This is a genomic window from Luteimonas sp. TWI596 (assembly GCF_039674105.1).
Classification (GTDB): Bacteria; Pseudomonadota; Gammaproteobacteria; order Xanthomonadales; family Xanthomonadaceae; genus Luteimonas.
Window position 1 is genome coordinate 111047 of the sequence record NZ_JBDJMU010000005.1, and the last position, 13453, is coordinate 124499.

At 70.1% G+C, this 13453-nt stretch carries 12 protein-coding genes; 1 reads left to right on the forward strand and 11 read right to left on the reverse strand.

From position 1 onward, the window contains the following. The 8 genes from leuC to ABE487_RS05800 form a co-directional block, all read right to left on the reverse strand. Positions 1-1428 carry a 3-isopropylmalate dehydratase large subunit gene (gene leuC / locus ABE487_RS05765; protein WP_346451744.1) on the reverse strand — a complete coding sequence of 476 codons (1428 nt, stop codon included), beginning with the start codon at positions 1426-1428 and terminating at the stop codon, positions 1-3. Positions 1429-1450: 22 nt separating this feature from the next. Further along, positions 1451-3010: a 2-isopropylmalate synthase gene (locus tag ABE487_RS05770; RefSeq protein WP_346447106.1), complete on the reverse strand. Its 1560-nt coding sequence runs from the start codon at positions 3008-3010 to the stop codon at positions 1451-1453. Then, on the reverse strand, positions 3007-4164 hold the full coding sequence (locus ABE487_RS05775; protein ID WP_346442679.1) for a threonine dehydratase: 1158 nt from the start codon (positions 4162-4164) through the stop codon (positions 3007-3009). The genes ABE487_RS05770 and ABE487_RS05775 overlap by 4 nt, the downstream gene beginning before the upstream one ends. Positions 4165-4166: 2 nt before the next feature. Then, entirely contained in the window at positions 4167-5093 is a 927-nt protein-coding gene (locus tag ABE487_RS05780; RefSeq protein ID WP_346451746.1) for an aminotransferase class IV, read from the reverse strand. Continuing rightward, entirely contained in the window at positions 5084-5320 is a 237-nt protein-coding gene (locus ABE487_RS05785) for an ACT domain-containing protein (RefSeq protein ID WP_346442683.1), read from the reverse strand. Before ABE487_RS05785 ends, ABE487_RS05780 begins: the two co-directional genes overlap by 10 nt. After that, positions 5304-7079 (reverse strand): acetolactate synthase 2 catalytic subunit, encoded by a 1776-nt coding sequence (gene ilvG, locus ABE487_RS05790; RefSeq protein WP_346442685.1) that lies wholly within the window; start codon positions 7077-7079, stop codon positions 5304-5306. The genes ABE487_RS05785 and ilvG overlap by 17 nt, the downstream gene beginning before the upstream one ends. After that, positions 7079-8071, reverse strand: a complete 993-nt coding sequence (ilvC, locus tag ABE487_RS05795; protein ID WP_346442687.1) for a ketol-acid reductoisomerase — start codon at positions 8069-8071, stop codon at positions 7079-7081. Before ilvC ends, ilvG begins: the two co-directional genes overlap by 1 nt. 536 nt (positions 8072-8607) lie before the next feature. Then, positions 8608-9696, reverse strand: a complete 1089-nt coding sequence (locus tag ABE487_RS05800) for a DNA topoisomerase IB (RefSeq protein WP_346442691.1) — start codon at positions 9694-9696, stop codon at positions 8608-8610. A gap of 138 nt (positions 9697-9834) precedes the next feature. On the opposite strand from ABE487_RS05800, the gene ABE487_RS05805 reads away from it, so the two are divergent. Next, positions 9835-10179 carry a BON domain-containing protein gene (locus ABE487_RS05805; RefSeq protein WP_346451790.1) on the forward strand — a complete coding sequence of 115 codons (345 nt, stop codon included), beginning with the start codon at positions 9835-9837 and terminating at the stop codon, positions 10177-10179. Positions 10180-10291: 112 nt separating this feature from the next. Here ABE487_RS05805 and ABE487_RS05810 read toward each other — a convergent pair whose 3' ends face one another. The 3 genes from ABE487_RS05810 to ABE487_RS05820 all read right to left on the reverse strand — a co-directional run bounded on the left by ABE487_RS05810 (position 10292) and on the right by ABE487_RS05820 (position 13322). Then, positions 10292-10630: a DUF6616 family protein gene (locus ABE487_RS05810; protein ID WP_346451748.1), complete on the reverse strand. Its 339-nt coding sequence runs from the start codon at positions 10628-10630 to the stop codon at positions 10292-10294. 375 nt (positions 10631-11005) lie between these two features. Beyond that, on the reverse strand, positions 11006-12316 hold the full coding sequence (gene thrC / locus ABE487_RS05815) for a threonine synthase (RefSeq protein WP_346451750.1): 1311 nt from the start codon (positions 12314-12316) through the stop codon (positions 11006-11008). 10 nt (positions 12317-12326) lie between these two features. Further along, positions 12327-13322, reverse strand: coding sequence for a homoserine kinase (locus ABE487_RS05820; RefSeq protein ID WP_346451752.1), 996 nt, complete (start codon positions 13320-13322; stop codon positions 12327-12329). Positions 13323-13453 lie beyond the last annotated feature (131 nt).

Here is a 13453-nt window from a genome sequence, read left to right on the forward strand (position 1 = left end):
TCAGGCCACCGCCCGACGGTCGTCGAACAGCTCGCGCGGATCGGCGACAACACCCCGCACGGCGGCCCAGGCGGCGGTGGTCGGCGAGGCCAGCAACGTGCGCGCGCCGGGCCCCTGGCGGCCTTCGAAATTGCGGTTGCTGGTGCTCACTGCCAGTTGGCCGGGCGCGACCAGGTCGCCGTTCATCGCGATGCACATCGAGCAGCCGGGCTCGCGCCACTCGGCGCCGGCCGCGCGCACGACCGCATCGATGCCTTCGGCTTCGGCCTCGCGCTTGACGATCTCCGAACCGGGCACCACAAGCATGCGCACGCCGGCCGCGACGCGGCGACCCTGCAGCACCTGAGCGACTTCGCGCATGTCGCGAAGCCGCCCGTTGGTGCACGAGCCCACGAACACCACGTCGACCGGCATGCCGGCCAGTGAGCGGCCGGCGGCGACGCGCATATAGTCCTGCCCCTTGCGCTCGGCGGCATCGTTCGCCTCGGGCACGGGCACGTCGACGCCGATCGCGGTGCCGGGGTGGGTCCCCCAGGTCAGCGTCGGGCGGATGTCGGCCGCGTCGATGCGCACTTCGACATCGAACTCGGCGCCCGGATCGCTGCGCAACGTGCGCCAGTGCGCGACCGCGGCATCGAAGTCCGCGCCCTTGGGGCCGCGCGGCGTGCGGGCGATCCAGTCGAACGTGATGTCGTCGGGCGCGACCATGCCGGCGCGCGCGCCGGCCTCGATCGACATATTGCACAGCGTCATCCGCTGTTCCATGTCCATGGCCGCGATGGTCGAGCCGCGGTACTCGATGACGTGACCGGTGCCGCCGTTGACGCCGATTACGCCGATCGCGTGCAGGGTCACGTCCTTGGCGCCGACGCCGGGGGCGAGTTGGCCCTCGACGGTGATCGCCATCGTCTTTGGCCGCCGCTGCAGCAGGCACTGCGTCGCCAGCACGTTGCCGACCTCGCTGGTGCCGATACCGAAGGCGAGCGCGCCGAACGCGCCGTGGGTCGAGGTGTGACTGTCGCCGCAGACGATGGTCATGCCTGGCTGGGTGAAGCCTTGTTCGGGTGCGATCACGTGCACGATGCCGCGCTGGTCGGAAGCCATGTCGAACAGCTCGATGCCGAACTGCGCGCAGTTGGCGGCGAGCGTCTCGACCTGTTTCTCGGCGGCCGCGTTGGCGTAGGGCAGGCGGCCGTCAGGTCCTGCCGGCAGCGTCGGCGTGGAGTGGTCCATGGTCGCCTTGGTGCGGTCGGGCCGGCGCGGCGACAGGCCGCGCGCGCGCAGCTCGGTGAAGGCCTGCGGCGAGGTAACCTCGTGGATCAGATGCAGGTCGATGTACAGCACCGCGGGCGCGGCGTCGGTCTCGGGGATCACGACGTGCGCGTCCCACAGCTTGTCGAACAGGGTTTTGGGCGAACTGGCGGTCATTGCTGGCTCTGGACAGTGGCGGTCAGGCATGGGCGGCGTGGGGCTTTGCAGCGGCCCCGGCTGTGGCGGTCGCGACGCGGCCGCGAAGAATGCGGTTGGCCACGTCCAGCCAGGCCAGCGCGCTGGCCTCGATGATGTCGCGGCTGGTGCCGCTGCCATCGAAGATGGCGTCGCCGTGGCGCACGCTGACGCTGGCCTCGCCCCGGGCGTCGCGGCCGGTGCCGACACTGTGCACCTGATAGCTTTCCAGCGACAGGTCCACGCCGGTCGCCGTCGCCAGCGCGGCGAACAGGGCGTCCACCGGCCCATCGCCCAGTGCGCTTTCACCGACCTTGTTGCCGTCCGGGTCGGACAGTTCGATCACCGCGCTCGCGCGCTGGCCGCGATCGCTGATCGTCATCGACGCCAGGCGCCAGCCCTGGCCATGCACGTCGCCGTGCATCAACGCCTCCAGGTCGTCGTCCTCGACCACGCGCTGGCGCTCGCACAGCGCCTTGAACGCAGCGAACACCTGATCGAGCTGCGCATCCTCGACCGTGTAGCCAAGCGCGCGCAGCCGGTGGCCGACCGCGGCGCGGCCGCTGTGCCGGCCCAGCACCAGCTTGGAATCGGGCCAGCCGACGTCCGAGGGGTTCATGATCTCGTAGGTGCCGCGGTGGCGCAGCATGCCGTGCTGGTGGATGCCCGATTCGTGCGCGAACGCGTTCTCGCCGACGATCGCCTTGTTGCGCTGGACGCTCATCCCGGTCAGGCGGCGCAGCAGTTGCGAGGTCGGGACCAGACGGCGGGTGTCGATGCCGGTGTCGATGTCGTAGAACGCGTTGCGGACTTTCAGCGCCATGACCAGTTCTTCCAGCGCGGCATTGCCAGCGCGCTCGCCGATGCCGTTGATCGTGCACTCGACCTGGCGCGCGCCGCCCTCGATCGCGGCCAGCGAGTTGGCGACCGCCAGGCCCAGGTCGTTGTGGCAGTGCGCGCTGAAGATCACGTCACGTGCGCCGGGGACGTTGGCGATCAACCGCTGGAACAGCGCGCGGCTTTCCTCGGGTGTCGCATAGCCCAGGGTGTCGGGAACGTTAATCGTGCCGGCGCCGCTGGCGATCGCCGCGGCGATGACCTCGGCCAGGAAATCGTCCTCGGTACGGGTGCCGTCCTCGGTCGAGAACTCGACGTCGTCGACCAGCCGTCGGGCATGCGCGACGCTGGTGGCGGCCATGTCCAGCACCTGTTGCCGGCTCATGCGCAGCTTGTGCTCTCGGTGCAGCGGGCTGGTGGAGATGAAGACGTGGATACGCGGACGGGCGGTGCCCTCGAGCGCACGCGCCGAGGCTTCGATGTCGGCGGGCAGGCAGCGCGAGAGCACCGCCAGCGTCGGCGTGCGGACTTCGCGTGCGATCAGCCGTGCGGCCTCGCGGTCGGATTCCGAACTGGCGGGAAAGCCGGTCTCGATGATGTCCACGCCCAGCTCGGCGAGTGCGCGGGCCATCACGACTTTCTGTTGAGGCGACATGCTGCAGCCCGGCGATTGCTCGCCGTCGCGCAGGGTGGTGTCGAAAATTCGGATGGTGTCGGAAGCGGTCATGCGGGAAGTTCCTCGGCAATACGGTGGGGCGTGCGGTCGGGCGGCGCTTTGATCGCGCGTCGAAGTCGCGGTTCGCCGCCTCCGGCCGGCGCCGTGGTGCCCAGGTCGTTGCGCCGCCGTGGCGTGGCGGCCGGTGCCGGCGGCGCCGCGGTGGTCGCGGTCGCGTCGACGATGCGCTGGCGACGCCTCGGCTTGCGCGGTGGCCGTGGGCGGACCTCCGACAGCAGGCGCGCCAGCACCCCGGCGTCGAGGTTGCCGCCCGAGACCACCGCGACCTTGCGGCGCCCGGCGACGCGGCGGCCGGCCGCCAATGCCAGTGCGCCGGCGCCCTCGGCGATCACGTGTTCCTCCAGCGCCAGACGCACCAGCGTCTCGCGCAGTTCCGCCTCGCGGACGATGACCACATCGTCGAGCAGGTCGGCCAACAATGCCCGGGTCAGCTGGCCGGGGTCGGCCACGCGCACGCCGTCGGCCAGCGTGGCGACCGGCGAGAACGGGGCGTCATCGCCGCGCAGCACGCGTGCCATCGCGTCCACGCCCTCGACCTGGGCACCGACGATGCGCACCCCCTGACTCTTGAGCGCGAGGGCCACGCCGGCCGCGAGCCCGCCGCCGCCGATCGGCACGATGACCACGTCCGGCACCAGGGCCGCGGCGATCTCCAGGCCCACAGTGCCCTGGCCGGCGATCACGTCGATATCGTCGAAGGCCGACAGCAGCCGGAAGCCGTTCTGCGCCGCCAGTTCGCCTGCGAACGCCTTGGCCTCGTCGTAGGTGTCGCCGTGCAGGCGCACTGTGGCGCCCCAGTGCGCGACGCCGGCGATCTTGGTCTGCGGCGCGTTGCGCGGCATCACCGTGATCGCCGGAACGCCGAGCCGGTAAGCGGCCCAGGCCATGCCCTGGGCGTGGTTGCCGGCCGAGGCGGCGATGACCGTGCGGTCGTCGCCGCGCTCGCGTGCGGCCAGCAGCGCGTTGAGGGCGCCGCGCACTTTGTACGAACCGGTGCGCTGCAGATTCTCCAGCTTCAGCCAGCAGCCGAAGCGCTCGGCATAGTGGATCGGCGTGACGTCGAGATGGCGGCGCAGCCGCGCCTGCGCCGCCAGCACATCGCTGGCGGTGGCGCGCGGCACGCGGCGTACATCGGGGTCGGGCATGCTCAAACCGCCGTCAGCCAGCCGCGGCCGGCCTCGGCCTGGCCGCGCACCACGCGGGCGTAGAGATCGGCCAGTTCGCGGGTGACCGGATTGTCGCCATAGCTCCGGTCCTCGATCGCCTGCACCGGCGCCACCTCGGCGGCGGTACCGCAGGCGAACACCTCGTCGGCATCCAGCAGTTCGGCGACGGTGACCGCGCGCGAGGACGCGCCGGTCAGCGCGATCAGCGTGTCGCGGGTGATCCCGGGCAATGCGTCGCGGTGGGCAACCGCGGTCAGGCGGCCGTCCTTGACCAGGAACACGTTGGCGCCGGTGCACTCGACCACGAAGCCGTCGGCATCGGTGAACAGCGCTTCGTCGAAGCCGCGCGACTTGCTCTGCCGTTTGGCCAGTATCGAGTTGACGTAGGCGCCGCACAGCTTGAGCGGCGGCAGCGAATCGGCGGGATTGCGCCGCCAGCTGCTGATGCCCAGCCGTGCGCGGGTGCCGGCCAGGTGCACGCGCGTGGCGGTGGTGGCGACCATCAAATGCTCGGCATGGCCCTCGACATCGAGCCCGAAGCCGCCCTCGCCGAACCAGGCCAGCGGCCGGATGTAGGCGTCGCGATGGCGGTTGGCGCGCAGCGTCGCCAGCACGGCCTCGGTCGCGAGCGCGGGATCGAACGCCATGCCCAGCAGCGCCGCCCCCTCTCGCATGCGCGCCAAGTGCTCGGGCAGCCGGAACACAGCGGCGCCGTCGTCGGTGGCATAGGCGCGGATGCCCTCGAACACGCCGCTGCCGTAATGCATCGCGTGCGTGGTCAGGCCCGCCTGCAGCGCATCGACAGCGTGCAGCGCGCCGTCGAACCAGACCCGGTCGCTGGGCGCGCGTGCGGCCTCGGCGATCGGTGCGACCGCGACCGCGGCATCGGCGGCGACGTTCAACGACATGGCTGCACCTCCACCGACAGGCAGTCGTAGAGCTTGGCCAGCTGGCCTTGCAGTGCGCTCGCGGCGCGGTCGCCCTCGACGGTCATGCGCAGGCACCAGCGGTCGTCGTCCTCGCCGGCGGCGCCTTCGAAGGTCAGCGGTCGGAAGCCGCGGCGCTCGGTGGTACCCAACACACGCACCAGCGCACCTTCGGCGCGGCGCAGGGTCATCTCAAACTGGTAACGCATGGCGGCATTCCTCGGGCGCGGGGGCAGTGGGGTCGGTCAAGGCGGAGGCGCCGGCTGTCGCGGCATCGTCCTCGATGTCGGCATCGGCGTGGTCGAGCATCTGCGCGTTGTTGTGGTTGGGCGGCACCAGCGGCCAGACGTTGGCGGCGGTGTCGATGGCGACATGCAGCAGCGCCGGGCCCGGCGCATCGAGCAGGGCCTGCAATGCCGTTTCGACGTCGTCGCTGCGGTCGACCGACAGCGCCTGGATGCCGAACGCGCGGGCGACCTGGGCGAAGTCGGGGTTGTCGGACAGGTCGATCTCCGAGTAGCGACGATTGAAGAACAGCTCTTGCCATTGCCGCACCATGCCCAGCGCCTGGTTGTCGAGCAGCACGATCTTCACCGGCACCTGGTAGCGCTTGAGCGTCGCCAGCTCCTGCACGTTCATCAGAAACGAACCGTCGCCGCTGACGCAGACCACGCGGCGCCTCGGGTCCTGGAGCTGGGCGCCGATCGCGGCCGGCAGGCCGAAGCCCATCGCGCCCAGCGCGCCACTGGTCAGGTGCTTGCGCGGATGGTCGAAGCGCCAGTGCTGGGCGACCCACATCTGGTGCTGGCCGACGTCGCAGGCCACCACGGCGTCAGGCGCCAGTTCGCTCAGGCGCTTGAGCAGCGCGGGGGCATAGACCTTGTCGCCCGGGGCGTCGTAGCGGGCAGCGAAGCGTTCGCGTCGCTCCGCGCACAGCGTGCGCCATTGCGCACGCGCCGCGGCAAAGCGCCCGTGTGTGTGCGCCGCGCATGGCGCGGCCAGCCGCGACAGGCTGGCGGCGACATCGCCGCAGACCGCGACATCGGTCTGCCGCAGCTTGCCGATCTCACACCCGTCGCCGTCCAGGTGCACGATCCGCGCGTGCGGGGCGAACTCGGCCAGCTTGCCGGTGGCCCGGTCGTCGAAGCGGGCGCCCACGACCAGCAGCAGGTCGGCCTCCTGCACCGCCAGGTTCGCGGCGCGCGTGCCGTGCATGCCGAGCATGCCCAGGTTCGCAGGGTGCGATGGCGGCAGTGCGCCGAGACCACGCAGCGTCAGCACGGTCGGGATCGCGGTCAGGTCGGCGAACTCGCGGAATGCCTCCAGTGCATCACCTAGCACGATGCCGCCGCCGCCGTAGACGACCGGACGCTGCGCTTGCGCCAGCAGCGCCGCCGCCTCGTGCAGCGCGTGGTCGGCGCAGGGCGGCATGGTGTCGGCGCGCGAGGGCACGTGCGCTCCCAGATGGGCGGCGTCGCCGATCTGCACATCCTTGGGCATGTCGATCAGCACCGGCCCGGGACGCCCGGAGCGGGCGATCCGGAACGCCTCGGTGACGGCATGCGGCAGCTCGTCGACGCTGCGCACCAGGAAGCTGTGCTTGACGATCGGCAACGTCATGCCGAACACGTCCAGCTCCTGGAACGCGTCGGTGCCCATCAGCGGCGTGGCGACCTGGCCGGTGATGATCACCATCGGCACTGAATCGAGCATCGCATCGGCGATGCCGGTGACCAGGTTCGAGGCGCCCGGGCCGGAGGTCGCTACACAGACGCCGACGCGCCCGCTGGCCCGCGCGAAGCCGTTCGCGGCGAATGCCGCGCCCTGTTCGTGGCGGACCAGGACGTGCTTCAGCGACGCGCCATGCAGCGCGTCGTAGAACGGCATGATCGCGCCGCCCGGATAGCCGAAGATCGTCTCGACTCCTTCGGCCTCCAGCGCCTGCACCAGCCAGCGGGCGCCATTCATCACGCGACTTCCGTACGCTGTGAAGGAGCGTCGGCCTGCTCGCCCAGCCAGGTCATCTTCGCGCGCAACTGGCGGCCGACCTGCTCGATCGGGTGGTCGAAATCGGCCTGCTTGTAGCGCTTGTAGTTCGGCAGCCCGGCCTCGTACTCGGCAACCCAGTTCTTGGCGAATGTGCCGTCCTGGATGTCGGCCAGCACGTCCTTCATGCGCGCCTTGACGCCGGCGTCGATCACGCGCGGACCGCTGACGTAGTCGCCGTACTGCGCGGTCTCGGAGATGAACTCGAGCATGCGGGTGATGCCGCCCTCGTAGAACAGATCGACAATCAGCTTGAGCTCGTGCAGCACCTCGTAATAGGCGATCTCGGGCTGGTAGCCGGCTTCGACCAGCGTCTCGAAGCCGGCCTGCACCAGCGACGACGCACCGCCGCACAGCACCGCCTGCTCGCCGAACAGGTCGGTCTCGGTCTCTTCCTTGAACGTGGTCTCGATCACGTTGGCGCGCGCCCCGCCCAGGCCCGCGGCATAGGCCAGCGCGGTATCGCGGGCATGACCACTGCGATCCTGGTGCACGGCGTAGATGCACGGCACGCCGCGGCCGATCTCGTATTCGCGGCGCACCAGGGCGCCGGGCCCCTTGGGCGCGACCAGGACCACGTCCAGGTCCTCGCGCGGGGCGATCATGCCGTAATGCACGTTCAGGCCGTGCGCGAACAGCAGCGTCGCGCCCTGCTTCATATGCGGCGCCAGCACCTCGGCATAAAGCTGCTTTTGCACCATGTCCGGCGTCAGCACGGCGACCAGGTCGGCCTCGCGCACGGCGTCGGCGGGCGCCTTGACGGTGAAGCCGTCGGCCTTGGCCTTCTGTTCGGTCGGCCCGCCGGGACGCAGGCCGACAACGACGTCGAAGCCAGAGTCGCGCAGGTTCAGCGCGTGCGCGCGACCTTGGCTGCCGTAGCCGACGATGGCGATGGAGGGGTGTGCATTGCTCATGGGCGATCGTGTCCGCTGGAGGAAAAGGAGGAGGGGGGCGTCGGGATCGACGCCCGGATACGACGACGGCCGGAGGTCGAGGGCATCGCCCTGTTCCATCCGGCCGTCGCATGCGTCGTCGCCATCGCAGCGCCCGTGCGTGCAGGTGTCCGACACGCCCGCGCCGCGCCGCGAGCGCCTTGGGCGGCGCTGCGGGCGGGGGTGAAGACGGGCATCGTGTCGGGCATCGGTTCGCTCTGGTGCTAGGCAATGGGCAACAAAAAACCCCGCGCTTGTCGGCGCGGGGTTCGGTTCTTTCGACCTTGGGTTTCGCTTTTCTTACACGAACCCCGTTCCCGCGCCTGACTGGACGGTAATAAGAAGTACGGCAATAAGAAGCGCGGTGGTCGCGGCGAACATGACGGTCCGGCCGTCACCGGTGGCGGTGCGGGCGGGGAGCTGCATGCGGGTGCTGCGCTGCGTCATGGGTCGAGAAAACCATGCCCGGGACGGGCTGTCAACAGTTGCGTCGACAACCAATTCATTGACCCGGCAGATCAGCGCTTGCGCGCCGCGCGATGGGCGCGGCGCAGCAGGCCGAGCGTTGCCTGTTCCCACTGCCGCGGACCGCGCGCGTTGGCGGCTGCGCGCTGCAGGCGGCCGTCGCGCCACGCGGTGTAGAGCACCGGATCGATGTAGGCCTTGCGGCACACCGACACCGTGTTGCCCAGCGTCGCGGCGACATCGGCGATGACCTGCTTCTCCTGCAGCGCCAGCGCCCGCTCGCTCGGCGGGCCGCCATTGCGTCCGGTGGGCAGGGGCCGCGCGGCGAACTGGCGGAACGCCAGTGCGGTGCCGCCCCAGGTGCGGAAATCCTTGGCGGTGAACGACTCGCCCATGGCCTCGCGCAGGTAGTCGTTGACCATGCCTGAATCCACACCGCGGCATTCGCCCTCGTCGTCCATGTACTGGAACAGCGCCTGCCCCGGCAATTGCTGGCAGCGGCGTACCAGCCGGCACAGCCGGGCGTCGTCGATCGCGATGTCGTGCGCCTGACCACTCTTGCCGCGGAAGCGCAATCGCGCGCCGCCGGCCTTGGCCCGCTCGAAGTGCCGGTTGCGCAGCGTGGTCAGGCCGAACGATCCATTGCTGCGGGCGTAGGTGTCGTTGCCGACCCGGATCAAGGTCTGCGACAACAGCGACACGACGATCGCCAATACCTTCTCGCGTGGCATGCCCGGGCGCGCCAGGTCGCGTTGCAGCGCACGGCGCAGGCGTGGCAGTGCGTCGCCGAACGCGACGATCCGGTCGAACTTGCCCAGGCCGCGCGTGGTCGACCAGTCGGGATGGTAGCGATACTGCTTGCGCCCGCGTGCATCGCGCCCGGTGGCTTGCAGATGGCCGTTGGCATATTGGCAGATCCACACGTCGGTGTAGGCAGGCGGGATGGCCAGTTGCCGGATCCGGGCGAGCACCTCGCGGTCCCGCACCGCTGCGCCGCCGGGATCGCGATAGCTGAATCCTTTGCCGGCGCGGCGGCGGCACAGGCCGGGATCGCGATCGCAGACCCAGCGCAGGCCGGCGGCCCGGGCCGCTTCGAGACTCGCCTGCGTGACAGGCGCGGCAGGGGGGAGATGACGATTCATGAGCGGCTGATAACAACGGGGCGCGCTGCGCGCCGTGAACATGTCGCCTTCACCCCCCCGGCACGGGGAGGCTGCGCAGACTCGCGGCACACCATAAGATTCGGAGGACGCCCAATGATGACTCTGCACAAGACCCTGATGGCCGGCGCGCTTGCAGGTGCGGTTGCATTCACCGGTTCGGCGCTCGCGCAGGATCACGACCGCAAGGATCACACCACTGCCGCGCAGACCGATTCGCATCAGCCGATGTCCGACACCTGGATCACCACCAAGGTCAAGGCCGATCTGCTGGCGTCGAGCGATGTGTCCGGTCTGGATATCAGCGTGGAGACCAGCAACGGCATTGTCAGTCTGTCGGGCGATGTCGAGTCGCAGGCGCAGATCGATCGCGCGACTGCGATCGCACGTGGCATCGAAGGCGTGAAGAGTGTGGACGCCAAGCAGCTGAAGGTTGCCACGGGCACCCGCACCTCGCGGCCCTGATCGACGGCATTGCATTATCGAAGGCCCCTGCCATCCGGCAGGGGCCTTTTTCATTGGGCGCCAGGACACCACACGGCACCGGTGCTCGGTCAGCGGCACAGGGGCCTCGCGCTTACGCGGTCGCAAGCACGGCCAGATGGTCTGCAAGTCCGCCCGCGTCGCAGGCCGCGTTCACATGGTCAAAGTAGTCGTACCAACCGCTATCGCGAATACCGGCCAGTAGGGCATCCCGGGCCGTCGTGTTGGGAAATCGCCACAGCCCCAAGTAACGGTGGCCGCTCGCATGATCGATGTCGGCGTCCGCTTCGCCCAGCGCCAGGGCCTCAATGCCGAGACTGGACAGCCCGCCCATTCCAGCGTGGATGCTGGCCAGGAAGCGTTCGCGGTTGGCGTTGGGCAACGCGCGCCATGCGGCGTTCGCGCTATAGAGTTCGACGAGGTAGTGAGCCATGGGCTTGGGGTCTTCGTTTCAGGTTGTATGGCAGGAGTGGCGGAGATGCCGGCGTGTATGGATCGCCTGTGGTCGCAGTAGCTGCGCACGCGCCATGGGGCGAATCCGGTCGCTCCGTCGTGGTCTTCGCCGCATGCTCATCCGTACGCTTGAGGCAAAGGGTCGGATCGGTATCGGGTTAGCCGCCGCATGGTATGGCGGCTAATTATATCGACATTGTGCACAACGTCCAGCCGGTCTGGCTGGACAAGGCGATGCGTCAGCGGCGTCGCTGCCGCCCGCGTCTTCGCCCGACCCCCTGGGCATGGGGGCCAGCGCCCGGTGTGTCGGGCCTGGGACGCTTGCTCGGGCGCACGCCGCCCGAACGAGCGTCGGTCAGCCCATGTCGGCAGTCCGGTGCCAGCGTTCGAGCGTTTCGGCAAGGGCGTCCGCATCGGCCGGCAGCGGAGTGTCGCGCGCGGGGCGTGCCAGGCAGTCGGCGAGCGCGGGCGGTAGCGGCACGTCGTGTCCGATCAACGGCTCGACGATGGTTTCGAACTTCGCCGGGTGTGCGGTCGCAACGACCGCCCAGCCGCGTGTATCGCCGGCTTCGCGCAGTCGTTCGAGCACGGCCAGCGCCGTCGCGGTATGCGGACAGGACACGATGCCGTGCCCCGCCGGTGCCGCTGCGATGATCCGGCGGATCGTGGCATCGTCCACGCTGTCTGCGGCGAAACCGGCGCGCAGCGTGGCGTCGTCGACATGCCAGTGGCGCAGCCGCTCGAAGTTGCTCGGCGCACCGACGTCCATCGCATTGGCGAGCGTGGCCCGCGTGGGCTGCGCGGCGTAGTCGGCACCGGCGAAGAAGCGTGGCAGCGTGTCGTTGGCATTGCAGACCAGGCGGATCTCGCCCAGGGGCGCGCCCATCGCGCGCGCGAGCACCGCAGCGCAGGCATTGCCGAGGTTGCCGGTGGGCACGATGAGGTTCAGAGGCTCTCCATGCCGGGCGTGATGTGCGGCCGCGGCATGCACGTAGTACGCCGACTGCGGTAGCAGACGGCCCAGACTGATGCTGTTGGCCGAACCCAGCGGCACGCGCGCCCGCAGCGCGGCATCCGACAGCGCGTGCTTGGCGAGGCGCTGGCAGTCGTCGAAGCTGCCGTCGACGCGGAACGCGCGTACGTTGTCCCCCCAGCATGCCAGGCCGTGCGCCTGACGCGGAGATACCCGGCCTTCGGGATAGAGGATGGCGACACGGAAGCCCGGCCGCCTGTGGAAGGCCGCGGCCACCGCGGCCCCGGTATCGCCCGAGGTGGCGACCACGATCGTGGTGTCGGACGCGGTGGGCGAGCGCAACGCGCCCAGCGCACCGGCCAGGAAACGGGCGGCGTAATCCTTGAACGCGGCGGTCGGGCCATGGAACAGCTCGAGCACATGGTCACCGGCGCCGCGCAGCGGGCGCAGCGGCGCCTCGAAGGCGAACGCCTCGTCGCACAGTGCCGGTAGCTGTGCCTCGAGCCGGGATCCCGAGAACCAGGGGGCCAGGGTCGCGGCCGCGGTCTCGGCGAGCGCGGCGCGCGGTACCTCCAGGTCGAGGACAGGAATCGACGCGGGCACATACAGGCCACCGTCGGGCGCGAGGCCCGCCACGAGGGCATCGTCGATCGGTGTCGGCGGCACGCCACCGCGGGTGCTCAGGAAATGCATGGTGCGCTCGTCACTGGGAGAAGGGTAGATGCGCGGCGCGCGTGCCAAGCGGCCGCGATACCGGGCTCGGGTCGAGCAGCGCGGCCCGTGGGCCAACCACTGGACCGACATAGGTGCGGGCGTCGAAACCGGCGTCGGCGAACGCCTGGCGCATGACTGGTGCAGCGGCCTCGGCCTCGGTGCGCGAGGCGAACCAGGCGAAGACGCTCGGTCCACCGCCCGAGATGCTGGCGCCGAGCGCGGCGTGGTCGAGTGCGGCCGACTTGACCTGCGCGAACCCGGGAATCAATCCGGCGCGGCGCGGCTCGACCAGCACGTCGCGCAGTCCGGCACGCACCAGATCGAGGTCACCGCGTTGCAGGCCGGTCAGAAACAGCGCCAGGTGCACGCTATGGGCAACGATGTCGTGCAATGGATAGGGGGCGGCGAGCACCGCACGCGACCGGCGCGTTTCCAGCACCTGGTCGGGATGCACGACGACCGCGTGCAGCGTCGCTGGGACCTCGAGTGCGATCGCACGGTCGGCGGTGGCCAGGGTCACCCCGCCCAGCAGCATCGGCGCGACGTTGTCGCCGTGCCGGCTGCCGCTGGAGATCGCTTCGCCGTCCAGCGCGAACGGGTACAGCGCATCGCGCGGCAGGGGGGCGTCGAGCAGCGCATTCGCGGCCACCAGTGCCGCGACGCACGAGGCGGCCGAGCCGCCGAGCCCCGATCCCAGCGGGATGCCTTTCTCCAAACGCAGTGCGAAGCCGTACGGCAGCGACAGCGCCTCGCGCAACGACTGCAACGCAAGGCCGGCGGTATTGCGCGTCGGATCGAGCGGGATCGCGTCGATGCCCGCAACGTCGCCGTCGATCGCCTCGATGACGACGGTCGGCGCGGCGATGCGACGTACCCGGGCGATGTCCCGCGGCCCGTCGATCGCGTGGCCGAGCAGGTCGAAGCCGACGCCGATGTTGCCGACGCTCGCCGGCGCAAACGCCGCGACCCAGGGATGTTCGGGCATGGTGGAGCCTCCTGCTGCCGCCCGGTCGGCGGCGTTGGATCGTGACATCGACATCGTATCGACCAGGGGCGGCCGGGTCGGCTTTCGTGCCTGCGCCGTCATCCGCAGGCCGCCGATTCGATGGCCTGCGC

Excerpts from the sequence above, each read along its gene's own strand:
- ABE487_RS05820 (WP_346451752.1), bottom strand. The coding sequence starts at position 13,322 with ATGCCCGAACATCCCTGGGTCGCGGCGTTTGCGCCGGCGAGCGTCGGC.
- ilvG (WP_346442685.1), bottom strand. The coding sequence starts at position 7,079 with ATGAATGGCGCCCGCTGGCTGGTGCAGGCGCTGGAGGCCGAAGGAGTC.
- ABE487_RS05810 (WP_346451748.1), bottom strand. The coding sequence starts at position 10,630 with ATGGCTCACTACCTCGTCGAACTCTATAGCGCGAACGCCGCATGGCGC.
- ABE487_RS05805 (WP_346451790.1), top strand. The coding sequence starts at position 9,835 with ATGGCCGGCGCGCTTGCAGGTGCGGTTGCATTCACCGGTTCGGCGCTC.
- ABE487_RS05775 (WP_346442679.1), bottom strand. The coding sequence starts at position 4,164 with ATGCCCGACCCCGATGTACGCCGCGTGCCGCGCGCCACCGCCAGCGAT.
- leuC (WP_346451744.1), bottom strand. The coding sequence starts at position 1,428 with ATGACCGCCAGTTCGCCCAAAACCCTGTTCGACAAGCTGTGGGACGCG.
- ABE487_RS05785 (WP_346442683.1), bottom strand. The coding sequence starts at position 5,320 with ATGCGTTACCAGTTTGAGATGACCCTGCGCCGCGCCGAAGGTGCGCTG.
- ABE487_RS05800 (WP_346442691.1), bottom strand. The coding sequence starts at position 9,696 with ATGAATCGTCATCTCCCCCCTGCCGCGCCTGTCACGCAGGCGAGTCTC.
- thrC (WP_346451750.1), bottom strand. The coding sequence starts at position 12,316 with ATGCATTTCCTGAGCACCCGCGGTGGCGTGCCGCCGACACCGATCGAC.
- ABE487_RS05770 (WP_346447106.1), bottom strand. The coding sequence starts at position 3,010 with ATGACCGCTTCCGACACCATCCGAATTTTCGACACCACCCTGCGCGAC.
- ABE487_RS05780 (WP_346451746.1), bottom strand. The coding sequence starts at position 5,093 with ATGTCGTTGAACGTCGCCGCCGATGCCGCGGTCGCGGTCGCACCGATC.
- ilvC (WP_346442687.1), bottom strand. The coding sequence starts at position 8,071 with ATGAGCAATGCACACCCCTCCATCGCCATCGTCGGCTACGGCAGCCAA.